The sequence below is a fragment of the Bacteroides sp. genome, assembly GCF_030151085.1.
In the GTDB taxonomy this organism is placed as follows: domain Bacteria; phylum Bacteroidota; class Bacteroidia; order Bacteroidales; family Bacteroidaceae; genus Bacteroides.
Genome location: NZ_JASLER010000035.1, coordinates 67896 through 90730 on the forward strand (window position 1 = coordinate 67896; position 22835 = coordinate 90730).

Genomic DNA, 22835 nt, shown 5'->3' on the forward strand with positions numbered 1-22835 from the left:
ATATAAACATTAATGAAGAATACTACAGCGTAACACCTGTACTATTCTTTTTCAACTTGCATAAAGCCCAACTCGAGCGGAGTTTTCCGTCCGAATATTTTTACCATGACCTTCAGCTTCTTCTTCTCAGTGTTCACTTCTTCAATGATTCCACTGAATCCTGTGAACGGACCATAATTAACCTTTACGGTCTCGCCAACTACATACGGGATGTTCATTTCTTCACCAGCATCCTGTAATTCGTCAACCGTACCAAGTATGCGATTCACTTCCGACTGTCTCAGAGGAACAGGTTTTTCCGATCCACCTAAGAAACCTATCACATTAGGAGTATTTCTCAAGTGATGAGCAACCTCACCCACCAGAGCAGCCTCCACCAAAACGTAACCAGGGAGATAACTTCTCTCCTTCACAATTTTTTTACCATTGCGAACCTGATATACCTTTTCGGTAGGAATCAATACCTGAGATACGTAATCACCAAGGTCGCTGTTTTTAATATCAGCTTCAAGGTATTCCTTTACCTTAGCTTCTTTTCCGCTAATAGCACGCAGAACGTACCATTTCTTTTCAATCTCAGACATTTCTCCTTAATTTTAATGTGGATAAACAAATTCCATTAAATGTTGGAAACAGAAGTCCATCGCGAATACTACCACTGCAATAAGTAGGGAAGCATATAAAACAACTACTGCACTGTTAGTAAGTTCAGAATACGTAGGCCACGACACTTTATGTACAAGTTCGTCGTAAGTTTCTTTAAAATAAGCTACAATCTTCTTCATTTCAAAAATATTAGCACGGGAGGAGAGGCTCGAACTCCCGACACCCGGTTTTGGAGACCGGTGCTCTACCAACTGAGCTACTCCCGTTTGAACATAATCAGTTCCCAGTACTACCGGGAACTGATTAAGATATTTGGTAATTAGTCAAGAATTTCAGTAATCTGACCAGAACCTACTGTACGACCACCTTCACGGATAGCGAAACGTAAACCTACGTTCAAAGCTACCGGGTAGATCAATTCTACATTGATTTCTACGTTATCGCCAGGCATTACCATTTCAGTTCCTTCCGGAAGAGTAATTTCACCTGTACAGTCCATAGTACGCAGATAGAATTGAGGACGATATTTGTTGTGGAACGGAGTGTGACGACCACCTTCTTCTTTCTTCAAAACGTAGATAGAAGCTTTGAATTTAGAGTGAGGCTTAATCTGACCCGGTTTACAAAGAACCATACCACGTTTGATAGATTCCTTATCGATACCGCGAAGCAACAAACCAACGTTGTCACCAGCTTCACCTTGATCCAACAATTTGCGGAACATTTCAACACCAGTTACAACTGATTTCTTATCTTCACCCAAACCGAGGATTTCAACTTCGTCACCTACATGGATAATACCAGCTTCGATACGACCAGTTGCTACAGTACCACGACCTGTGATTGAGAATACGTCTTCAACCGGCATCAAGAACGGTTTATCAACGTCACGCGGAGGCAATGGAATCCAAGTATCAACTGCATCCATCAGTTCCATTACTTTATCTTCCCATTTTTCAACGCCATTCAATGCACCAAGAGCAGAACCTTGGATAAACGGAGTGTTGTCGCCATCGAATTCGTAAGCTGAAAGCAACTCACGCATTTCCATTTCAACGAGTTCCAACATTTCAGGGTCATCAACCATGTCACACTTGTTCATGAATACAACCAGTCTAGGAACGTTTACCTGACGAGCCAACAAGATGTGTTCGCGAGTCTGAGGCATCGGACCATCAGTTGCAGCAACTACGATGATAGCACCGTCCATCTGAGCAGCACCAGTAACCATGTTCTTTACGTAGTCAGCGTGACCCGGACAGTCAACGTGAGCGTAGTGACGGTTAGCAGTTTCATACTCTACGTGAGAAGTATTGATAGTAATACCTCTTTCCTTTTCTTCAGGAGCGTTGTCAATCTGATCGAATGACTTCATTTCAGAAAGACCTTTCTTTGCCAACACTGTAGTGATAGCAGCTGTCAACGTGGTTTTACCGTGGTCAACGTGACCGATTGTACCGATGTTTACGTGCGGTTTGGTACGTGCAAATTTCTCTTTAGCCATAGCTTTACTTGTTATTTATTTGATTAATAATCAGCTTTTACATTGTTGTGAGCTGTTACCGGGACTTGAACCCGGGACCTCTTCCTTACCAAGGAAGTGCTCTACCACTGAGCTATAACAGCAAGGAGATAAGAGTGTGGGCGAAGATGGATTCGAACCACCGAAGTCGAAAGACAACTGAGTTACAGTCAGTCCCATTTGGCCACTCTGGTATTCGCCCATTCATTATTTAAAAGAACTCTTTTCCCTTATCGATTACTTAAGAAGAGCTTGAACTTTCTTTAAGCAATCTTTGTTTCTATTCTCGCCAAGCGAGTGAACTTACTGTTCATCCTTTGAGCCTCTTGTCGGATTCGAACCAACGACCCCGAGATTACAAATCACGTGCTCTGGCCAACTGAGCTAAAGAGGCAGGCTTAAAAAATGCAACCGTAACGTTCTATCGCGAGCGAAACGGCTGCAAATTTAGGCATTTATTTTTTACCCGCAAAATTTTAGCGGAAAATTATTTGCTCCGTTGTTTTTCCTTGTACTTAACCAGCTGTTTTTCTAAAGCTTCCAGACAAATATCCACTGCTTCTTCAAACGTATCACAAACCTTACTAGCATAGAATTCGTTATTGGGAACCAATACTTTCACTCCGGCTTCTTTATTTTCGGCTGTTTCTGGCTTTACTACCTTTAATGACACCTCTACTTTCTTTATATCGTCGTAAAATTTCTCCAATTTTAAAGCCTTCTTCTGAACAAAAGCTTGCAATTGCTCTGACGCATCAAAGTGAATCGATTGAATTCTTACTTCCATAAATACCTCCTTTTTCTTTAGGCCCGAGGATGAGCCTGATTATACACTTTTTTAAGTTCTTCAAAAGTGGTATGCGTATAAACTTCGGTTGTCGCCAAACTTTCGTGTCCAAGAATCTCCTTTATAGCTCCGAGTTCTGCATCATGATTCAGCATTGTCGTCGCAAAGGTATGCCTCAAGACATGGGGACTTCTTTTCTTCATCGTAACCACCTTCGAAAGGTTCCGTTTCACAAGATTGCCAACGATATTACGAGAGAGACGTTCCCCTGTTTCACGAATAAAAAAAGCATCCGATCTTACAGGTATAGCATCATTCCTCACGTTAACATACTCTGCCATCGCAGTTCTTAGTTCTTCATCAAAAGGAATCAAACGCTGTTTATTTCTTTTTCCCGTTACTTTAATAAGGGAAGCTGAATAATCCACATCTTTGTCGTCAAGTCCTATTAATTCAGAGAGTCGCATACCTGTGGCATAAAACATCTCAATAATCAAATGGTCACGACATCCTTTAAACCCTTCACCGAAATAAGTATCATCCAGCAATTTATCCATTTCACTTTCCTTTAAGAAAGACGGTAACGGTTTCTTGTTTTTAGGTCCCGTTATCTTTCGTAACGGATCTACCGTTACGTCTCCCTTTCGCAAGAGAAATTTAAAATATGACCGGAGAGCGCTCAACTTTCGGTTAACCGAAGTGGAAGTATACCCTTTATCCATCAATGAAACGATCCATTCACGAACAAGTTCTGCATTTACTTCCGAAGGAGCTAAGTCTTTGACTTCTTCTTCGCCAAACTCTCCGAACTGACGTATATCTTCCCGATAAGACTTTATAGTCTCCTCAGAATAATTCCGTTCATAGCGGAGGTAATCAAGAAAAGAGTCTGCCAACAACATATCGCTACATATCTAAATCATGCAACGAATGTATGAAAAAGAATTCAATAATTCAAAGGAAATTACGAATTATTAATCTTCTACTTGCTGAAGTTGTTGAACGTAAACAGCACGTTCTTTCTTAAGTCTGTTTGTTACAGACGGTTTGTCAAATTGTTGTCTTCTTCTCAACTCTTTAACAATACCAGTTTTTTCAAATTTTCTTTTAAACTTCTTCAGCGCTTTCTCAATGTTTTCGCCTTCTTTTACAGGTACTACAATCATTTTTTTTCTTTTAAAATATTAATGTTTAAAAATCTCACGATTAAATTGAGCGGCAAAATTACACATACTTTCTTTATTCACAAAACTTTCTGCAAAAAAACTTTTAATGGTCCGGGAAAAGAATCAAAACTCACTTCCCTTATCTTGTTCTATTCCTCTTCTCCATCTTACCAACTTCCTGTTTTCTCCCTGTCAATAGAGTGAGAAAATATAGGGAGTTGGTAAGGAGCGGGTAAGGAGCAGATAGGGAGAAGGTATGGAGCAAAAGAGATTGGTCTATTTGTCGTATTTCTAAGATTCTAGCAAATAAGAATAAATAGGTATCCAAAAGCTGACTAATGCCAATTTAACTACTTCAAAAACAGTAGAGAACCTCAAGACAAAGATAAAAAGCAGACGATCCACCTTAATATTAAAGAAAAGTAAGTAACTTTGGGGAAAAGAAAAAAGCTATATCTTATATTATAGAAATCATGAACCAAACAGTTAGACAGCGTATAGATGCCCTTCGGGCATTATTTGAGAATGAGGGAATAGACGCCTTCATTATCCCTAGTACAGATCCGCATTTAAGCGAATATGTAGCGCCACATTGGCAATCGAGGGAATGGATTTCCGGATTCACCGGTTCGGCTGGTACCGTAGTTGTCACTCGTGAAAAAGCAGGATTATGGACGGACTCGCGCTATTTTCTCCAAGCAGATCAACAATTAGCAGGAAGCGGCATCGACCTACACAAAGAAATGTTGCCCGAGACACCAAGTATTTCCGCTTTTCTGAGTGAAAACCTGAAAGCAGGTCAGGTTGTGGGTATTGATGGAAAAGTTTTTTCAACGGAAGAAGCAAGACAATTACAGGACAAACTAGAAAAGAATGGCATAATCGTTACGAGCATTTCTGATCCGATAGCTAAAATATGGGCTGACCGTCCTCCAATGCCGGAAGCATCGGCATATATCTACGAAACGAAATATGCCGGAAAGAGTTGCCCGGAGAAACTGACTGACATCCGCAAGGAGATGAAAAAGGACGGTGCTGAAGCATTGCTAATCTCGACTTTAGACGAAATAGCATGGGCGCTGAACATACGCGGAAATGACGTACACTGCAATCCAATGGTAGTAAGTTACTTATTGATTACGGAGCAAGATACACACTTCTTCATCCAACCTCAGAAAGTAACCGGAGAACTTTCTGCCTATTTAAAGGAAGTAGAAGTTGCTATCCACTCTTATGAGGATATTGAATATTTCCTGGAAAATCTGATGATTGACAATATAATGCTGAATCCGCTTAAAACGAATTTTGCCATTTATTCAGCCATCTGCCCCGATTGCGAAATTATAGAGAAAGCTTCACCTCTTGCTTTATTAAAAGCAATTCGCAATGAACAAGAAATCGCAGGAATCCATGCAGCTATGCAACGTGACGGAGTCGCACTGGTAAAATTCTTAATATGGTTGGAAAAGGCAGTTCCGGCAGGTCAGGAAACAGAAATCAGCATCAATAAAAAATTGCATGAATTCCGTGCCGCACAACCGCTTTATATGGGCGAAAGTTTTGATACCATTGCGGGTTACAAGGAGCACGGAGCTATCGTACACTATGAAGCTACCCCTGAAACGGATGTTCACTTACAACCTAAAGGCTTTTTATTGCTCGATTCCGGTGCCCAATATTTGGATGGAACGACCGATATTACTCGTACTATAGCATTGGGAGAATTATCCGAAGAAGAAAAAACGGATTATACCTTAATATTAAAAGGGCATATCGATCTTGCCATGGCTGTATTCCCTGTGGGTACCCGCGGTGCTCAACTGGATGTACTGGCACGCATGCCGATATGGAAACATCACATGAACTTCCTGCATGGAACAGGGCATGGCGTAGGACATTTCCTTAGTGTACACGAAGGTCCACAGAGCATTCGTATGAACGAGAATCCAATCAGTCTGCAACCGGGTATGGTAACTTCAAACGAACCAGGAGTTTACAAAGCGGGAAGTCACGGAGTACGAACGGAAAATCTTATGCTGACCGTCCCTGCAGGTGAGGGCATGTTCGGCAATTACTTGAAATTCGAAACGATTACTCTTTGTCCCATTTGCAAGAAAGGCATTATCAAAGAAATGTTATCAGAAGAAGAGATTAATTGGTTGAACGATTATCACCAACACATATATGAAAAACTTTCGCCTGACTTGAATAAAGAGGAACAGGAATGGCTGAAAGAAGCATGTAACAACTAATCACTAAAATAAATGGCATTAATAAAATCAGTAAGAGGATTCACTCCTGAAATTGGGGAGAATTGTTTTTTGGCAGACAATGCGGTCATCATCGGCGATGTAAAAATAGGACGCGATTGCAGTATATGGTTCAGCACAGTATTGCGTGGAGATGTAAATTCCATCCACATAGGTAATGGAGTAAACATTCAAGATGGGAGCGTACTACATACATTATATGAGAAATCGACTATAGAAATAGGTGACCACGTATCTGTGGGACACAATGTTACTATTCATGGAGCAACAATTAAAGATTACGCTTTAGTAGGTATGGGATCAACCATTCTTGACCATGCAGTGGTTGGAGAGGGAGCTATTGTTGCCGCAGGCTCTTTAGTTTTGAGCAATACGATAATTGAACCCGGTAGCATCTGGGGAGGCGTACCCGCCAAATTCATTAAGAAAGTAGATCCGGAACAAGCAAAAGAACTAAATCAGAAGATTGCACATAATTATTTGATGTACTCTGATTGGTATAAATAAAAAGTGATAAGGTGATGGAGTGATAAGGTGTGGTACTTTCAATTATCACCTTATCACTCCATCACCTTATCACTTTTTTAAAAGTTTATCATACTCAATATCTTATCCGTAGCTCCAGCATTACCAGTTACATAATTACCGGCATTCATTCCGACTTCACGCAAGAAGACTTCATCTGTCAGCATACGGTCAAGCAGGGCTTTCAATTCTTCATAATCCTTAATCGAGAATCCACCTTCTGCCTCTAACAATTGAATAGCTTCCTGGAACTTCTGATATTTAGGTCCAAAAATAACAGGGATTCCATACACTGCTGCTTCCAAAGTATTATGAATGCCGACTCCGAAACCACCTCCAACGTAAGATATTTCTCCATATCGATAAATGGAAGAAAGTAATCCGAAGCAATCGATAATCAAACAATCAGCTTTACGCACATTCTTTTCATCAGCACGGGTATATCGTACATAAGGGCGTTTCAATTTACGAATAATTTCCACCAAGTGATTTTCATCAATCACATGCGGAGCGATAATTAACTTGACTTCGGGATGCTGATTGAAGTACTCAATGAATAAATCTTCATCCGGTTGCCAAGAACTTCCTGCCACAAAAGTCATAGTGTTATTCTTGAAAAGCTCTACCAACGGAAGATGTTTCGCTTCTTCACGAATCTGAAGAACACGGTCAAAACGAGTATCGCCTACTACAGTTACACGATTGATGCCAATCTTCCCTAAATAACGCTTGGAACGTTCGTTTTGTACAAACAGATGGTCAAAGTCCCGCAATACATTTCTATAAGTACCACCATACCACTTAAAGAAGATTTGTCCGCGACGGAAAATTGAGGAAATACTATAAACCGGAATACGACGTTTATGCAATTCGTCCAAATAGTTTTTCCAGAATTCGTACTTAATAAAGAACGCCATACATGGATTTACTATATCCAGGAACTTTTTTACATTACGGGGTTTGTCAAAAGGCAGGTAACAAACGACGTCCGCTCCCCTGTAGTTCTTACGAACCTCATATCCTGAGGGTGAAAAGAACGTCAACAGAATACCATAGTCGGGATATTTCTCACGGATTTTCTCAATCAGCGGACGTCCTTGTTCAAACTCTCCCAAAGAAGCAGCATGGAACCATATATAGCGCACGTCCTTCTCTAATTGTTGACGGAGAAGTTCGTACACTACCCAATGTCCCTTCATCATCTTACGGGGTTTACGGCTAAACGGGGCAGCCAAATGCACCAAGATATCATAGATGGCTATTGCCAAGTCGTAGAGCATACTTATTGAATTAAGAATGAAGAATCTTCATTATTTTAAAGTCTCGATAGCACGCTGAATACGAGCCAATGTTTCTTCCTTACCAATCAGTTCGGTAATATCGAACATGTGCGGACCTTTACACTCTCCCACTACTGCCAATCGGAAAGCATTCATAACATTGCCCATGTGATAACCACGATCGGTAATCCAACCAATCACAATATCCTCAGAAGATTTTGATGAGAAATCATTTATACCACCCAAAACTTCGATCAGTTCAGTCATGATAGCCGGAGTATCTTCAGACCAGCGTTTCTTCACATCTTTTTCAGCATATTCAGTTGGAGCGACAAAGAAGAACCGAGACTGATCCCACAATTCTTTCACAAAGTTCACACGTCCTTTTACCAAGGATACCACCTTGCTAAGATATGCATCATTATATTTATCGGCATCTATGCCATTGGCTTTCAATACAGGACGGAAAAGTGTTGCTATCTCCGCATCCGGTTTTGCCATGATGTATTCGTGATTGAACCAGATACCTTTTTTATAATCAAACTTTGCACCGGATTTGCTGCAATGTGAAAGGTTAAAGAGTTTCACCAGTTCGTCCATAGACATCAGTTCCTGATCATTACCCGGGTTCCAACCCAGCAGTGCAAGGAAATTAATGACTGCTTCCGGCAAATAACCAGCTTCACGATAACCGGATGAAACTTCATTCGTTTTGGGGTCATGCCATTCCAACGGGAAAACAGGGAAACCAAGGCGGTCACCATCACGTTTGCTCAGTTTTCCATTACCTTCGGGCTTCAGCAACAAAGGCAGATGGGCAAAAGCAGGCATGGTATCTGCCCAACCGAAAGCACGATATAACAGCACGTGCAAGGGTGCAGAAGGCAACCATTCTTCACCACGGATCACATGAGAAACTTCCATCAAATGGTCATCGACAATATTTGCCAAATGATAAGTAGGCAGTTCATCTGCCGATTTATAGAGGACTTTATCGTCAAGAATAGAAGAATTGATAATCACTTCTCCACGAATCAAGTCGTTTACAAGCACATCCTCATTAGGTTCTATTTTAAAACGCACCACGTACTGTTTACCATCACCAATCAGGGCATCCACCTCTTCTTTTGAAAGTGTCAGTGAATTGCGCATCTGCATGCGGGTAGAAGCATCGTATTGGAAGTTTGCAATTTCAGCACGCTTTGCATCCAACTCTTCGGGAGTATCGAATGCGATATATGCTTTTCCGGCATCCAACAAAACATCTACATACTTCTTGTATATTTCGCGGCGTTCCGACTGGCGATAAGGTCCATAGTTTCCACCGAAACTAACACCTTCATCAAACGGGATTCCCAGCCACTTGAACGATTCCAGAATATATTCTTCCGCACCCGGTACAAAACGGTTGGAATCAGTATCTTCAATTCGGAAAATTAGATCTCCTCCATGCTGACGTGCAAAGAGATAATTATATAAAGCTGTACGCACACCACCAATGTGCAACGCCCCCGTAGGACTTGGGGCAAAACGGACTCTGACTCTTCTTTCTGTCATAATCTACCTTACTTATAAATAATTTAGACGGCAAAATTAAACCTTTTTTTCCACACTAATGTTTTTTTTTGTACTTTTCGCAAAAATTTCAACCATTATGAGTTATTTCAGCAAGACCAAAAAGAAATTCTCGTTCAGAGATTTATTATACAAAGCACTGATATTCGTCGGTACAGTAGCAGTTATTGTCTATTTTCTTCCACGCGACGGTAAATTCAATTACCAGTTCGATACCGATAAACCTTGGAAGTACGGGCAGTTGATGGCAACATTCGACTTTCCCATCTACAAGGATGATAAAATTGTCAAGCGTGAACAAGACAGTATACTTGCTAATTTCCAACCTTATTTCCAGTTGGACAAGAGTGTAGAGAAGAATGCACTCAATAAATTGAAGGCTGATTATCAGAATCATTTGAAAGGGATTGTCCCGTCGTCGGACTACATGCGTTTTCTGGAGAGAAAACTTTCCGAAGTTTATCGCTCCGGTATTCTTTCCTCAGATCAGTTAGTCAAATTACAAAAAGACAGTTCTGCCGCCATCATGGTAGTGAATGATAAAATGGCGAATCAGCAAAGCACCGATAAACTTTACTCCGTGAAAGATGCTTATAATTATGTACTTAGCGCTGATACATTACATTATCGCCCAGACATCCTACGGCAATGTTCGCTGAATGAATATTTACTTCCTAACCTCACATACGATGAACAACGTACGGAAACTGCTAAAAAAGAAGTTCTCGACAATTACTCATGGGCAAACGGCATCGTTCTGAGTGGGCAGAAAATAATCGACCGGGGTGAGATCGTAAACCAGGAAACTTACAACATCCTTGAAAGTCTGCGAAAAGAGTCGATCAAGCGAAGTGAGTCCATCGGACAAAAACGCTTAATGCTGGTAGGACAAATATTGTACGTCGGCATCTTTATGCTCTGCTTCATGCTCTATCTCGACTTATTCCGCAAAGATTATTACGATCGCAAAGGCAGTCTTTCGTTACTCTTTGCACTTACTATGTTTTATTGTGTGGTGACTGCAATCATGGTGACAAACAACATTTTCAACGTCTATATCCTGCCCTACGCCATGCTTCCCATCATCATCCGGGTGTTCCTCGATTCGCGTACAGCATTTATTACGCATGCCATTACCATATTGATATGCTCCATTTCTCTAAGATATCCTCATGAATTTATTCTTTTGCAACTCTCTGCTGGGTTAGTTGCCATCTTCAGTTTGCGCGAACTATCCCAACGTTCACAGTTATTCCGTACGGCAATACTTGTTATACTGACTTATGCAGCTGTTTACTTTGCCTTCGAGCTGATAACAGAGAACGATTTGTCGAAACTCAATGGAAGCATGTATACTTACTTCGTTATTAACGGGGTACTCCTATTATTCACATATCCGCTGCTCTTCCTAGTAGAAAAGACTTTCGGTTTCACCTCCAATGTAACTCTGGTAGAGCTGTCTAACATTAATAATAGTCTATTGCGCCGCATGTCCGAAACGGTTCCGGGAACCTTCCAGCACTCCATGCAAGTAGCCAATCTTGCAGCCGAAGCTGCTAACCGTATCGATGCCAAGAGTCAATTGGTACGTACCGGTGCATTGTATCATGACATCGGCAAGATGGAAAACCCGGTATTCTTCACCGAAAACCAATCGGGTGGTGTCAACCCACATAAGAATTTGAATTATGAACAAAGTTCGCAGGTCGTCATCAGCCACGTGACTGACGGTTTGAAACTGGCTGAAAAGAATAATTTACCCAAAGTTATCAAAGACTTTATCACCACCCATCATGGTCGTGGGAAAACCAAATTCTTCTATATTTCATGGAAGAACGAACATCCCGGCAAAGAACCGAACGAAGAACTCTTCACCTATCCGGGACCTAATCCGTTCACGAAAGAGCAAGCCATCCTGATGATGGCGGACTCGGTTGAAGCAGCTTCACGCAGTCTGCCTGAATATACGGAAGAGAGCATCAGCAACCTGGTAGACAAGATTATCGACTCACAGGTAGCGGAAGGTTACTTCAAAGAATGCCCCATTACCTTTAAAGACATTGCTACTGTAAAAGCAGTGTTTAAAGAGAAATTAAAAATGATTTACCATACTCGTATCAGTTATCCCGAACTTAAAAAATAAAAGCCATGGAAGTGACCGCTAAAGAAGAAAAAAGAGCCGAAAGACTGCTGCAAAGTCAGCGGATAGGGCTACACCAGATCGAAAGTTTCAGCTTCATGAAGCGTTATCATCAAGTACCACGTAAAAGTAATTTGACGACTAAAGACAAATATGGTCCGGGGATATTGATTTTACACCTGAAGGAAGGCAAAAACAAGGTGATTCTCCTGCGCCCTTGTCATCATCCATCCTCAGTGATCCGTTTTCTTATTTCCAAAGGAATCGTTTTCGATAACTATATACAGCACAAACGTACAGTTACCGAACTTCCTACGGAAACTTACCAGCGACCGTCACTCTATATGTTTTATTTCTTCGTATTGTTCCTCATGTTCCTGATTTTAGGCTACTACTCTATCAGCGGCGACGTATGGTGGGGCTTTATTCCAGCTATCATCTCTTTCGGACTGAGCCTATTTTTTATCTGCATGCTGATGACACGTTTCTGCTATCTGACGTTAAACAACGAGGCACTTATCATTCACAGTGTAGGTAGGACGATTCAATATCCTTATACAGACTTACGCAAAGTCAATTTTGACTTTGCACGCGAACAAGCTTTCACGCATATCATGGAGCTATTGGACAAGGATTACCGCTACCGATTGTTCTATATCGGTAGGGTTTCAAGAAAAAAGCTGAATGAGATAGCCGAACGATTGCAGCAAGTAGGCGTAGATGCTACTTGTAGCTTGAATGATAACAAACGGTTCTATCAGGATATAAGTCACTAAAAGTCTCACTCCCTTACCCTCTCCGAAGACGAGGGTAAGGTTTTAAGCAATCCAGCGCAGGCATCTTCCAGCAGATCGAGGACATACTCAAAGCCTTCGGCACCACTGTAATAAGGATCGGGAACATGGTCGGCATAAGTAAACTTAGTACAATATTCAGTCATACGATGAATTTTGCTACATTCTGCAGGTGAAGGGGCACGATCTTTCAAATCGTCAATATTACGATCATCCATACCGATTATTAAATCGAAATTATAGAAGTCTTCCGTACGGACGGGACGAGAACGGTGCGTCAGATTATAGCCTCGACGAGAAGCATGGGCACGCATCCGACTATCAGGTAATTCCCCCTGATGATAAGACAATATTCCAGCGGAGTCAATAATAAAGTCGTCTTCACGACCTGCTTTTTCTATTAATTGCTTCATAACTCCCTCAGCGGAAGAGGAACGGCAAATATTTCCCAAGCAAACAAAAAGGATTCTATAGGGCTTTTTCATACATACATTGCTTAACTTTGGGCGTAAAGATAGATTTTTTTTGCGTTCTCTTAAAATATTTCTTCGCTTCGATTGTCAGCATTAACAGAGAACGTCCTCAAGAAACTATGTATCACTTAAAAGATTGAAGAATTATGAAAAAGAGATTTATATTGATGCCACTATTCGGAATAGCTATATTAGCTGCCTGTGGCGCCATTGTGATGTTATTATGGAACTTTACCCTGCCTGCAGTCTGCGGATTGGCGACCATCAACTTTTGGCAGGCACTGGCACTGTTTATACTTGCACGTATCCTTTTCGGAGGTTTCCCCGGCAGAGGTGGTATGATCCCAGGTCACAGTGGTATGTTCCCCGGTAGGGGCGGCATGTTTGGCGGTAGAAGGGGAAATCCTTTCCGTGAAAAATGGGAAAAGATGACGCCGGAAGAACGGAAAAAGTTTATCGACAAACGACGTAAGTTCGGCTTTGGAAATCCTTGGGGAAAAGGACCTTGGGGAGAAGCGCCCACCGAAGATACTCCTTCTGAAAACCATACCGCCGAAACTTCCCGGAAAGATGAATAATGAAATGGAGAAGACCGGTAGCATTGACAAACTGATAGTTGAAAATCAGCCACGTCTGAAGGCATTTATCCGCAAGCGGGTTTCCAACAAGGAAGATGCCGAAGATATCCTGCAAGATGTATTTCTGCAATTTGTCAAGGCAGTTGAAGATACTTTCAACCCTATAGAGCAAGTCTCGGCATGGCTGTATCGGGTGGCACGGAATACGATTATCAACAAGAGCAAGAAGATGCAGGAAGAGGAATTACCCTCTCCTGCCTACGACAAAGAAGACAATCTTTGGAATGACTTTTCCGAAATCTTGTTCGATGACTCCGCAGCTACCCCCGAAACAGAATACATGCGTTCACTCGTCTGGCAAGAGCTCGAAGTAGCCCTTGCCGAACTACCACCCGAACAACGGAAAGTTTTTGAACTGATGGAACTGGAAGGAATTTCTGCCAAAGAATTGTCTGTAACTACCGGTGTACCGGTCAACACTCTATTATCCCGAAAGCATTATGCCGTTGTCCACCTTCGCAAACGGTTGAAAGGATTGTATGACGACATGCTGAATTATTAAATACTACTTACCCTGTTTGCCCGTCGGCAAACAGATTTCCCATCAAACATTTATGAAAACAATACTGTCATTTATGACCATACTGCTATGTATGGCCATCCCCACTCATGCGCAATTAATTGCCAAAGACTCCACCGGAATGATGTCCATCGACCTGGAAGAAGTCACTGTAAAATCAAAGTCGGTCATTGAAAAAGACGACCGTAAGGTAATTCTTCCTACCCAGCAGCAACTGAAAGTTTCTGCCAACGGAGTGGACTTGCTAAGCAAACTGCAACTACCCCGTATCATGATAGATATCAATTCGGGTGAGATAACCCATGCCGGACACGGAGAAGTGCAACTAAGAATCAATGGAATAGAGGTTACTTATACTGAAATCCTGGCACTCAATCCCGATGATATCCTTCGGGTAGAATACCTCGATATCCCCGGAGCACGTTATGGCAATGCCGCCGCAGTTATCAACTACATCACCAAGACCAAGAAAGCAGGTGGAAATATCAATGGCGGTGCCTTCCACGGTTTCGGCAGCAACCGCACTTCGATTGATGATATGCTTGCCGGCAGGTACAATCAAGGTAAGTCCGAATTCTCTGCCAACGTCCGATATATCCAGCGCAAAGGTGACTGGACACGCGAATATGACGAGCGGCTTATTTTCCCCGACCATGAACTGCACCGCCTGGAAGTAGGCGAACCGACTCTGTTCAATAAAAAACTTTTGAATACCAATCTTAGTTATAGTTTGCAGGATAAGGGAAAATATCTGTTCAATGCCCAGTTCAGATACACTTTGCAAGACAACCCTGCCGGATACGAAGATCGGAAAAGTCAGCTTCATTCTTCCGACTCCGATACTCCGCTATCAATTCTCGACCATACCAAAGAACGAAATCATCTGCCTGCCATCGACTTGTATTATCAGCAATTTCTGAAACACGACCAGCAGCTTATTTTCAATGTAGTGGGAACTTATATTCGCAGCAACAATACTCGTATTTATCTGGAACAGAAGGAAGAAAAAACCGAAACGGAATTTTATTCTGATATATCGGGCAAAAAATATTCCCTGATAGCTGAAGGCATTTACGAAAAGAAGACCGAACAAGGTGCAATAACCGCAGGCTTGAAACACATGCAATCCTATACCAGTAACCTGTACAGTGGCAATAACTCCCAGAATATCCTGATGCACCAGGCAGAAAGTAATGCTTACGCTGAATATCGGGGTAAAATCAGCAAGTGGGGATATATGGCAAACCTGAGTCTCAGCCGTTTCTATTACAGTCAAAAGAAGAATCATAACGAGAAGTATGCCCTCCAGCCCTCTCTGCTGGTTTCATATAGTCCTGTGGATGATTTGCACCTACGCTATCACATCAACCTGAAAAATAATATCCCCTCTATCGCCTACCTTAATGACGTGGAGCAAGATATAGACAATCTACAGATACGCAAGGGTAATCCGAATCTGAAATCCTTTCGCAGTATCATACAGGATTTCAATGCTACCTATACTTTAGGTATAATCGACCTGGACGCTCTTGTTACCTACACTCATGAAAAAAATCCTGTGATGGAATCCATACACTACGAAGATGGCATTTTCATCCATACGTATGAGAATCAGAAATCTTTCCGTCACCTGACAGCCGAAGTCACTCTCAGGTTAAAGCCCTGGAAAGATTATATCAGCCTTGCCATCACCCCCGGTATCAACCGGTATATTAGCGAAGGTAACAACTATCTGCACACCTATACGTTGAAAGAATTGCGCATCAACCTAGATGCCTCTTACAAAAACTGGATGCTGAATTTCATGACTTTAACCCCTCCTAACCGAATGGTATATGGCGAGCAACTGATGAAAGGAGACTTGATGCGCTCATTGATGATAGGATACAAGCAACCGTCGTGGAGCATCATGGCAGGAGTATTCAATCCGTTCACAAAGACTTATCGCTCGGAGAATGAAAACTGGTCGGCACTGAATCCTGTGAAGTCGGATATACATAGTAACAATATGTCGAATACTTTTGTGGTGAAGCTCAATTTCAATCTGAACTTCGGACGACAGTATAAAAGAAGTGACAAGAGTATTCAGAACTCAGACGATGAAACCGGAATCCTGCAAGGCACAAAAGAGTAGTTACATCGGGTCGACATCATAGTACACCAACAGGGACTTGAACCGATCTTCAGCTATCATCTCCTTCTGCACTTGTACCAGCAACTCACGGGCACGGTTCATCGGAGCATTCAGTTCTATCTTTACGATAATTTTCCGGATGAACAAGGTTTGCACACGGGCAACAGGAGGCTTGTCCGGTCCCAGGACACGGTTTCCAAAGACGGCACGCAACTTGCTTGACATGGTTTGCGCCATCAAGTCAAGCAGTTGCTCGTTCCTGTTCTTGAGGTAGACGTACACCAACCGGTAATAAGGTGGATAATGGAACATCTGGCGCTCGGCAAGTTGTCCGCCAACCATGCCTTCATAATCGTTGGCTATTACTTGCGGAATAATGGAATGATCCATGCTCTTGGTCTGCAACACCACCCTACCACGCTTGTTCTTTCGTCCGGCACGGCCTGCCACCTGTGCCATAAGTTGATAGGCACGTTCATAAGCTCGAAAATCAGGATAATTGAGCATTGTGTCAGCATTAAGAATACCAACTACACTGACGTGATCGAAGTCCAGTCCTTTCGAAACCATCTGTGTTCCAATCAGAATATCCGTCTTGCCTTGCTCAAAATCAGCAATGATACGTTCGTAAGCAGTACGGGTACGAGTAGTATCCAAATCCATACGGGCAACGGATGCTTCTGGGAAAATAGCCTTAATCTCATCCTCTATCTTCTCCGTACCAAAGCCACGGTTACGCAAATCACTTCCTTCACAAGCCGGACAAACACGAGGTAGCTGGTAGGTATATCCACAATAATGGCACGTCAATTGGTTCAAGCCCTTATGAAAAGTCAGACTAACATCGCAATTCTTGCATTTCGGCACCCAACCACACGTATGGCATTCTATCATTGGCGCAAAGCCACGACGATTCTGAAACAAGATAACCTGCTCTTTCTGCTCCAATGCTTCGCGAATATATTGCAAGAGCAATGGCGAAAAAGGTCCGCTCATCCGCTTCTTCCGATGCAGTTCTTTGATGTCTACAGGTATAATTTCAGGCAATTGAATTTCTTTATATCGCTCTTTTAATTCCACCAAACCATATTTGTCCGAAACTGCATTGTGCCAAGTTTCAATCGAAGGGGTTGCTGTTCCTAATAAAGTTTTGGCACCATACATCGCTGCTAACACAATGGCAGCATTACGAGCATGATAGCGGGGAGCAGGGTCTTGTTGCTTATAAGTATTTTCATGTTCTTCATCCACGATGACCAATCCCAGGTTACGAAAAGGTAGAAATACAGAAGAACGAACTCCCAAAATAATATCATATCCCCTCTCCGATAATTGTTTTTGCCAGATCTCAACTCGTTCGGCATCAGGAAATTTAGAATGATAGATTCCCAAACGAGTCCCAAATACACGTTGCAAACGTTCCGTTATCTGAGTGGTTAAAGCTATTTCAGGTAACAGATACAATACCTGTTTCCCTTGACGGATAGTTTGTTCAATCAAATGGATATAGACCTCTGTTTTGCCACTGGATGTTACACCATGCAGCAAACAGACATTTTTTGTTTTAAAGTTTTCAACGATACTATCGTAGGCTTGCTGCTGATGAATATTCAGTGAATTTAAAGGGAGGGTCTCGTTCATCGAAACAGCATTCAAGCGACCTACCTCCTGCTGATAAACCTCAAATACTCCTCGTTCTATCAGTCCATTGAAGACGGCAGGGGTAGCAGAAGCACGTTGCAGCAACTCTTTCTTGTTGACTTCCTTTGGTTTTCCACCCAGACAACCGGATAATTCGATGTATTTCATCAATAAATCCAATTGTTTCGGTGCACGGCGTTGCAACTCATCGAAAAAGAAGTGTAGCCGTCGTTCGTTGCTTGCTGCGGTAGTCAAACGCACACGGGTTTCTGTTTTGGGTTTATAGGTTCGTCTCAACTCTTCTTTTACGAAGATAGCTTCCTTATCAAGCAAGGACTTGATAATATTGAGGATATTCTTAAAGCCGGTATCTTTTTCCAGTTTTGTGACGCACTGTTCCGGTTCAACCGAAAGCAAATCCAAGACTTTCTGCTCCCGTTCCGGCAAGGATTCCGATGCTTCGAAATCAGGATTGTACCCCACCATGGTTTCACTTTCGAGTTTCAATCCCGAAGGTAATGCTGCTTTGTAGACATCGCCTTGTGTACAGAGATAGTAATCGGCTAGCCACTCCCAAAATTTGAATTGCAAAGGTAATAGAATAGGGTGTGCATCCAGCAATGCAGTTACCCCCTTCACCTCATATTCTTCAGGTTTCAGATAATGTACATTACGCACGATTCCTGTATAATACTTCTTTTTGCCAAAAGGTACTACAATACGACAACCTATCTGCACCTCCTCCGCCATTTCTTCCGGCAGGGAGTAGGTGAAACAACTATGCAGAGGCAGGGGCAATATGACATCAACAAATTTTTCCATCACGGCAACAAAGATACGAAGAACTTTTTAATTCATAAATCAGAAGAATAATCTAATGTCTTTTCACAAAATATTAAGTGCGGGCATTCCTTAAACAGAATACCCGCACTGATTAAATAAAGATTAGAAATTCAATCAAATCATAACTCTATCTTTTTTGCTATGAAGAATGTATAGCCGTAGTATTTTTTATACTTACTATATAACATCTCTTCACGACATGACAACCCAACCAGTTCCTCAGCAGTTTGATTTCCTGCATATTTATTCAAAAGAATCTCGCGGGCAGTAACTGCCGGAGCAAAGTAATGCTCTGTCCAGCAAGTTGAAGGCAAAATAAATGTAGCTACGGGAAGATATCCTGCTTTATGTATCTTGGCTACTTGATTAGGAATCGTATCTATCTCGGTATATGCATCCATCCAAAAATCATTGATTTCTGCAGGTCGTTCGTCTGTAAACCACGAACTTTCAGATATGGCAATATATCCTCCTGTTTTTAAATACTTACGCCATTCATTCAATCCCCGTTCAAAGCCAATATTATAAATAGCCCCTTCAGACCAAATCAAGTCTAACTCCTCATTTTGGAAAGGAAGGTTATCCATTGAACCAACAACACCTTTCACTCTATCTTGCAAACCAAGCTGCTTTGCATTACGATTGAAGATATTAATAAAACCGGGAAGAAAGTCAAGTCCGGTAATTTGCCCCGACACATGTCCGGCAAGCACCATTGTCTGACCTCCCGTACCGCAACCAATGTCGGCTATAAGGGATTTCTCAGTAAGGTTATCAATGAAACTCAATGCTTTCAGTGTTACTTCGGGACTTCCGGGTCCTTGTCGTTCCATAGTAGAAAAGAAGTCACAAATTAAATTAAGCTCGAATTCGTGAATTGTTTTATTTTCGTTACTCATTATCTTATTGTATTTTGCATACATAGAAAAGCATAGCAATGCTTTCATCATTGTACGCAGATTAAACTTGAATTATAATAATAGAATAATACTCTCGAAAGGAGTTATCCGAGAGTAAACGAAGGGACAATCTGTATTAAAGGCACAGATTGTTTATAAAACCAAATCCGATCTAAATATCTTTGTCATGCTGCAAAGATAGAAAAAAATTGTTTGATAAGGTATTTGTTATCACAAAGAAAGAGGGCGCCTTTCGCAAGGAGCCCTCTCATTACACATTTTTTACTAATACAATCAGATAGACCTATAAATCGTAACTCTGATCGTTGGATAACAGCTTTTTTAATAGCTGTAGATGTATAAGTCTTAAAACTTAAACCCGATCTTGATAGTGGGGGCAGACAACAGACTGAAATTATGACTGTCTGCATCCAGATTGCTCAGTCCTTCCTGAGGCTTATACGTAGTCATGTTATACGTATAAGAGAAAGGATCAATCTGAGCACCCACATACATAGCAGGCAATACGAAGTAATCTACACCCATTGTAAGGGAACCTCTCAGGTTCCAGGTTTCACCAACGGACTTGCCCATTGATTCGTATTCGTCATACTTCGTTTGGTTCTGCGCATACGCCATGCCCACACGCAAGCCTGTATACCACATCAGGTTAGGAACTTTTTTCATCTTAAAATACCGATCGACGCCTGCAAAGACATTATACGAGAATGTCTGAGCATTGGCCACTGCACGATAACCGGGAATCTCTCCCATGTTGTCTTCGGCAGAAGCGTTTTCGTCCATCGTGCCGGGAACAGCCGAATAACCGGGATTATTCGTGAAGTTCAAACCGCCACCCAAGTTAAGTTTCCACAAGTCGTTGAAGAACCAGCCTGCCTCAAAACCAACCATCAGTTTTTTATCTGACCAATCGGTAGAAAGTGCTGCCACTTCATAATTTGCCATCGTGCCCGGAAGGGCAGTGACGCTTGCGTAGCTATTGTATCCTACAGTGGCCGCAAGGGTGAGATCACCTTTCTTCGGGGTGAAATCCCTTTTACAGCTTGCCTCCTGTGCACTGACTGCAAGACACATCATGGGCATAACGGCTAACAGTAAAAGTCTTGTTATTTTCATGTTACTTTTAGTTTTAATGCCGTTAATATTGGGGGTTATTCTGCTGCTTCAGAGGCAAGCACTCCATCAAGAGCTGCCTTAGCTGCATCTACCACTTTACTCTGAGCCTCTATTACAGCTTTCAGTTGTTCTATGTCAGCTTTAGCTTTTTCCAAAGTGCGCTCTGAAGAATCATTATTATACTTATAATCTTCAATATTTGCTTTCTCGCTTTCTATTTGAGCTTCTAAAAGGGCTATCTGATTATTAATATCGGTTGCACTATTGTTTGCCAAATAATTCAAAGCATTATATTCATTCCAAAGCTCACTGATGGAACTCTTTGCATCGTTCCATGCTTCTTCAGCATCTTCCTGCGCTTTAACAGCAGCCTCAAAAGCAGCTACAGCCTTATTATAAGCAGCGATATCGAAAGCAGCAATTGCATCATTATATTCTTTTTGAGAAGCAACTGCTTCATCATAAGCAGCTTGTTTGGTTACCAAATTATTTTTAGCACTTGCTATATTTTCTTCAGCAACACTGATTTGACTTTTCGCAGTTGAAATAGCGGCTTCTTTTGCAGCTTTTTCAGTATCAGTGGTTCCAGGCAAAGCATTTGCTGTAGTCAAGGCTTTATTTGCAATAGTCAAATCATCGTTGGCTTTAGCCAAGCGACCATAAGCAGAATCTTTATCTTTAGTATCAGCAGCAGTACCCAATTCCTTAGCAGGAGTTTCTGTTATAGATGCAAAATATCTGTCTGCCTGCAACTTCAGAACTTCATCAATACGAGCATTGGATTTAAAAGACTGATAACCAGAGTTACCACTATAACTATAAGCAACAGCTTTATAAAGAGTGTAGTTCAAACCAGAGTATTGCTCATAAGCTATCACGCCCCAATATAAATTATTAATAGCATCTAATAACTCATTCTGCTTTTCTAATCCTTCGGCAGCATTCTTTGCAGGCTCAGATGTAGCCAATAAAGCGGCACAAGTAGGATCATTAGCAAATGCTGTTTGCGCTAACTGAGCTTCTTTTAGTTTAGCTTGAGCTTTAGCGGTCAATTCTGCGTTATCTAATCCGGCATAAGCTTTATCTTGCAAGATAGCAAGTTGGCTCTCATAATTTGCGATATTCTGTTGACTCTGCAAAGTGTTATACTTATTCCACGCAGCTGAACTAATGATACCAGCTTCCAATTTAGCAAGTTCTGCTTGCTTGTCAATCAAAGAATACTTCTTATTATTTAATGTAGATAGTTCGTTATAATAGTTGTTATATGCATTCTTAATGCTGTAATAAGCTTGGTCTGCCAGTCCTTGTTCATAGGCAGCCATCTCATCTTTCAACTGTTGTAAATCAAACTGAGCTTGAAGCTTAATCTTTTCAAGTTCCAAAGCATACTTTTCTTGTGCTTGTTCTAGTTCAAACTGAGCTTTATCAGCAGTAGCTTGTTCAGCAGCAGCCTTAGCTTTGTAATATTCAGCTTGGGCTTCTTGATAAGCTTTTTCTGCATTAGCTTTAATTAATTCAGCTTCAGCTTTTGCATTATCCAGTTTTGCCACTGCTTTCAATGCTTCCGCTTTTGCTTCACGCACATTCGTTACCGATGCCGATTCATTGTCGTCTACGCACGCTCCCAGAGTCAACGCTCCCAAAAGCACTGCAACCATCATGAGTTTCTTTTTCATAATCGTAAAAATTAATATTAGTATAACAAGTTATGTTTCAAGACTACCATCAGTTGTTTTGCCTGTGATTTTCTTAACGGAAGCAAAGGTATGTGAATTATCAACTATTAGTTACTCATGTATATAGCGTGATATTAGACACTGCTGTAGCATATTTCACTACAGTTTTTGTTAAGTTCCATTCAATCGTTTACGCCGTATTACAT

20 protein-coding genes and 4 tRNA genes are annotated in these 22835 nt (G+C 41.5%); 7 read left to right on the forward strand and 17 right to left on the reverse strand.

Annotated elements, in window-relative coordinates; translation table 11 throughout:
* Positions 1 to 41: 41 nt before the first annotated feature.
* From nusG to rpsU, 10 genes are all read right to left on the reverse strand, one after another.
* On the reverse strand, positions 42 to 584 hold the full coding sequence (gene nusG / locus Q1W14_RS06550) for a transcription termination/antitermination protein NusG (RefSeq protein WP_300700066.1): 543 nt from the start codon (positions 582 to 584) through the stop codon (positions 42 to 44).
* 12 nt (positions 585 to 596) lie between these two features.
* A complete protein-coding gene (gene secE / locus Q1W14_RS06555) occupies positions 597 to 785 on the reverse strand; it encodes a preprotein translocase subunit SecE (RefSeq protein WP_005825726.1) in 189 nt (62 codons plus the stop codon).
* A 14-nt stretch (positions 786 to 799) separates the two neighbouring features.
* Positions 800 to 872, reverse strand: a tRNA-Trp gene (locus tag Q1W14_RS06560).
* A gap of 53 nt (positions 873 to 925) precedes the next feature.
* Complete coding sequence (gene tuf, locus Q1W14_RS06565; protein WP_300700069.1) at positions 926 to 2110, reverse strand: elongation factor Tu; 1185 nt, start codon at positions 2108 to 2110, stop codon at positions 926 to 928.
* A gap of 50 nt (positions 2111 to 2160) precedes the next feature.
* Positions 2161 to 2232: transfer RNA gene (locus Q1W14_RS06570), tRNA-Thr, on the reverse strand.
* 15 nt (positions 2233 to 2247) lie between these two features.
* Positions 2248 to 2330, reverse strand: a tRNA-Tyr gene (locus tag Q1W14_RS06575).
* 118 nt (positions 2331 to 2448) lie between these two features.
* A tRNA-Thr gene (locus Q1W14_RS06580) sits at positions 2449 to 2522 on the reverse strand.
* A gap of 93 nt (positions 2523 to 2615) precedes the next feature.
* Positions 2616 to 2915 (reverse strand): ribosome-associated translation inhibitor RaiA, encoded by a 300-nt coding sequence (gene raiA, locus Q1W14_RS06585; RefSeq protein ID WP_300700071.1) that lies wholly within the window; start codon positions 2913 to 2915, stop codon positions 2616 to 2618.
* Positions 2916 to 2932: 17 nt separating this feature from the next.
* The gene (gene xerA, locus Q1W14_RS06590; protein WP_300700113.1) at positions 2933 to 3814 is read right to left on the reverse strand and encodes a site-specific tyrosine recombinase/integron integrase; all 882 of its coding nucleotides are present in this window, start codon (positions 3812 to 3814) and stop codon (positions 2933 to 2935) included.
* 75 nt (positions 3815 to 3889) lie between these two features.
* Positions 3890 to 4081, reverse strand: coding sequence for a 30S ribosomal protein S21 (gene rpsU, locus Q1W14_RS06595; protein WP_042366811.1), 192 nt, complete (start codon positions 4079 to 4081; stop codon positions 3890 to 3892).
* A 473-nt stretch (positions 4082 to 4554) separates the two neighbouring features.
* Between rpsU and Q1W14_RS06600 the strand changes: the two genes are divergently transcribed.
* Together Q1W14_RS06600 and Q1W14_RS06605 are read left to right on the forward strand one after the other, a co-directional pair.
* Positions 4555 to 6333: an aminopeptidase P family protein gene (locus tag Q1W14_RS06600; RefSeq protein ID WP_300700074.1), complete on the forward strand. Its 1779-nt coding sequence runs from the start codon at positions 4555 to 4557 to the stop codon at positions 6331 to 6333.
* Positions 6334 to 6345: 12 nt separating this feature from the next.
* Entirely contained in the window at positions 6346 to 6858 is a 513-nt protein-coding gene (locus Q1W14_RS06605; protein ID WP_300700076.1) for a gamma carbonic anhydrase family protein, read from the forward strand.
* Between the two features lie 77 nt (positions 6859 to 6935).
* Here the strand turns inward: Q1W14_RS06605 and Q1W14_RS06610 are convergent, their stop codons facing one another.
* On the reverse strand, positions 6936 to 8156 hold the full coding sequence (locus Q1W14_RS06610; protein ID WP_300700077.1) for a glycosyltransferase N-terminal domain-containing protein: 1221 nt from the start codon (positions 8154 to 8156) through the stop codon (positions 6936 to 6938).
* Between the two features lie 30 nt (positions 8157 to 8186).
* The gene (gltX, locus tag Q1W14_RS06615; protein ID WP_300700078.1) at positions 8187 to 9713 is read right to left on the reverse strand and encodes a glutamate--tRNA ligase; all 1527 of its coding nucleotides are present in this window, start codon (positions 9711 to 9713) and stop codon (positions 8187 to 8189) included.
* A 97-nt stretch (positions 9714 to 9810) separates the two neighbouring features.
* Here gltX and Q1W14_RS06620 point away from each other — a divergent pair, with 97 nt between their 5' ends.
* Positions 9811 to 11874, forward strand: coding sequence for an HDIG domain-containing metalloprotein (locus Q1W14_RS06620; RefSeq protein ID WP_300700079.1), 2064 nt, complete (start codon positions 9811 to 9813; stop codon positions 11872 to 11874).
* 5 nt (positions 11875 to 11879) lie between these two features.
* Positions 11880 to 12647, forward strand: a complete 768-nt coding sequence (locus Q1W14_RS06625; protein WP_300700080.1) for a hypothetical protein — start codon at positions 11880 to 11882, stop codon at positions 12645 to 12647.
* 5 nt (positions 12648 to 12652) lie between these two features.
* On the opposite strand, the gene Q1W14_RS06630 is transcribed toward Q1W14_RS06625, so the two are convergent.
* Positions 12653 to 13150, reverse strand: a complete 498-nt coding sequence (locus tag Q1W14_RS06630) for a low molecular weight protein-tyrosine-phosphatase (RefSeq protein ID WP_300700081.1) — start codon at positions 13148 to 13150, stop codon at positions 12653 to 12655.
* A 134-nt stretch (positions 13151 to 13284) separates the two neighbouring features.
* Here Q1W14_RS06630 and Q1W14_RS06635 point away from each other — a divergent pair, with 134 nt between their 5' ends.
* The 3 genes from Q1W14_RS06635 to Q1W14_RS06645 are packed head-to-tail and all read left to right on the forward strand — an operon-like array spanning position 13285 to position 16430.
* The gene (locus tag Q1W14_RS06635) at positions 13285 to 13716 is read left to right on the forward strand and encodes a hypothetical protein (protein ID WP_300700082.1); all 432 of its coding nucleotides are present in this window, start codon (positions 13285 to 13287) and stop codon (positions 13714 to 13716) included.
* Positions 13709 to 14278, forward strand: a complete 570-nt coding sequence (locus Q1W14_RS06640; protein WP_300700083.1) for a sigma-70 family RNA polymerase sigma factor — start codon at positions 13709 to 13711, stop codon at positions 14276 to 14278. Before Q1W14_RS06635 ends, Q1W14_RS06640 begins: the two co-directional genes overlap by 8 nt.
* Positions 14279 to 14330: 52 nt before the next feature.
* Positions 14331 to 16430, forward strand: coding sequence for an outer membrane beta-barrel protein (locus Q1W14_RS06645; RefSeq protein ID WP_300700084.1), 2100 nt, complete (start codon positions 14331 to 14333; stop codon positions 16428 to 16430).
* On the opposite strand, the gene priA is transcribed toward Q1W14_RS06645, so the two are convergent.
* The 4 genes from priA to Q1W14_RS06665 all read right to left on the reverse strand — a co-directional run bounded on the left by priA (position 16431) and on the right by Q1W14_RS06665 (position 22629).
* Positions 16431 to 18893 carry a primosomal protein N' gene (gene priA, locus Q1W14_RS06650; protein WP_300700085.1) on the reverse strand — a complete coding sequence of 821 codons (2463 nt, stop codon included), beginning with the start codon at positions 18891 to 18893 and terminating at the stop codon, positions 16431 to 16433. It lies immediately after the preceding gene.
* Between the two features lie 140 nt (positions 18894 to 19033).
* Positions 19034 to 19813, reverse strand: coding sequence for a class I SAM-dependent methyltransferase (locus tag Q1W14_RS06655; RefSeq protein WP_300700086.1), 780 nt, complete (start codon positions 19811 to 19813; stop codon positions 19034 to 19036).
* Between the two features lie 366 nt (positions 19814 to 20179).
* Positions 20180 to 20950, reverse strand: a complete 771-nt coding sequence (locus Q1W14_RS06660; RefSeq protein WP_300700087.1) for a BT1926 family outer membrane beta-barrel protein — start codon at positions 20948 to 20950, stop codon at positions 20180 to 20182.
* A 35-nt stretch (positions 20951 to 20985) separates the two neighbouring features.
* Complete coding sequence (locus Q1W14_RS06665; RefSeq protein WP_300700088.1) at positions 20986 to 22629, reverse strand: hypothetical protein; 1644 nt, start codon at positions 22627 to 22629, stop codon at positions 20986 to 20988.
* Between the last annotated feature and the right edge of the window lie 206 nt (positions 22630 to 22835).

What these genes read in the sequence shown, in the direction of transcription:
- Q1W14_RS06635 (WP_300700082.1), top strand. Translation starts at nt 13,285, where the DNA reads ATGAAAAAGAGATTTATATTGATGCCACTATTCGGAATAGCTATATTA.
- Q1W14_RS06620 (WP_300700079.1), top strand. Translation starts at nt 9,811, where the DNA reads ATGAGTTATTTCAGCAAGACCAAAAAGAAATTCTCGTTCAGAGATTTA.
- rpsU (WP_042366811.1), bottom strand. Translation starts at nt 4,081, where the DNA reads ATGATTGTAGTACCTGTAAAAGAAGGCGAAAACATTGAGAAAGCGCTG.
- tuf (WP_300700069.1), bottom strand. Translation starts at nt 2,110, where the DNA reads ATGGCTAAAGAGAAATTTGCACGTACCAAACCGCACGTAAACATCGGT.
- Q1W14_RS06610 (WP_300700077.1), bottom strand. Translation starts at nt 8,156, where the DNA reads ATGCTCTACGACTTGGCAATAGCCATCTATGATATCTTGGTGCATTTG.
- Q1W14_RS06625 (WP_300700080.1), top strand. Translation starts at nt 11,880, where the DNA reads ATGGAAGTGACCGCTAAAGAAGAAAAAAGAGCCGAAAGACTGCTGCAA.
- priA (WP_300700085.1), bottom strand. Translation starts at nt 18,893, where the DNA reads ATGGAAAAATTTGTTGATGTCATATTGCCCCTGCCTCTGCATAGTTGT.
- secE (WP_005825726.1), bottom strand. Translation starts at nt 785, where the DNA reads ATGAAGAAGATTGTAGCTTATTTTAAAGAAACTTACGACGAACTTGTA.
- Q1W14_RS06665 (WP_300700088.1), bottom strand. Translation starts at nt 22,629, where the DNA reads ATGAAAAAGAAACTCATGATGGTTGCAGTGCTTTTGGGAGCGTTGACT.
- Q1W14_RS06640 (WP_300700083.1), top strand. Translation starts at nt 13,709, where the DNA reads ATGAATAATGAAATGGAGAAGACCGGTAGCATTGACAAACTGATAGTT.
- Q1W14_RS06600 (WP_300700074.1), top strand. Translation starts at nt 4,555, where the DNA reads ATGAACCAAACAGTTAGACAGCGTATAGATGCCCTTCGGGCATTATTT.
- Q1W14_RS06660 (WP_300700087.1), bottom strand. Translation starts at nt 20,950, where the DNA reads ATGAAAATAACAAGACTTTTACTGTTAGCCGTTATGCCCATGATGTGT.
- raiA (WP_300700071.1), bottom strand. Translation starts at nt 2,915, where the DNA reads ATGGAAGTAAGAATTCAATCGATTCACTTTGATGCGTCAGAGCAATTG.
- Q1W14_RS06630 (WP_300700081.1), bottom strand. Translation starts at nt 13,150, where the DNA reads ATGAAAAAGCCCTATAGAATCCTTTTTGTTTGCTTGGGAAATATTTGC.
- Q1W14_RS06605 (WP_300700076.1), top strand. Translation starts at nt 6,346, where the DNA reads ATGGCATTAATAAAATCAGTAAGAGGATTCACTCCTGAAATTGGGGAG.
- gltX (WP_300700078.1), bottom strand. Translation starts at nt 9,713, where the DNA reads ATGACAGAAAGAAGAGTCAGAGTCCGTTTTGCCCCAAGTCCTACGGGG.
- nusG (WP_300700066.1), bottom strand. Translation starts at nt 584, where the DNA reads ATGTCTGAGATTGAAAAGAAATGGTACGTTCTGCGTGCTATTAGCGGA.
- Q1W14_RS06655 (WP_300700086.1), bottom strand. Translation starts at nt 19,813, where the DNA reads ATGAGTAACGAAAATAAAACAATTCACGAATTCGAGCTTAATTTAATT.
- Q1W14_RS06645 (WP_300700084.1), top strand. Translation starts at nt 14,331, where the DNA reads ATGAAAACAATACTGTCATTTATGACCATACTGCTATGTATGGCCATC.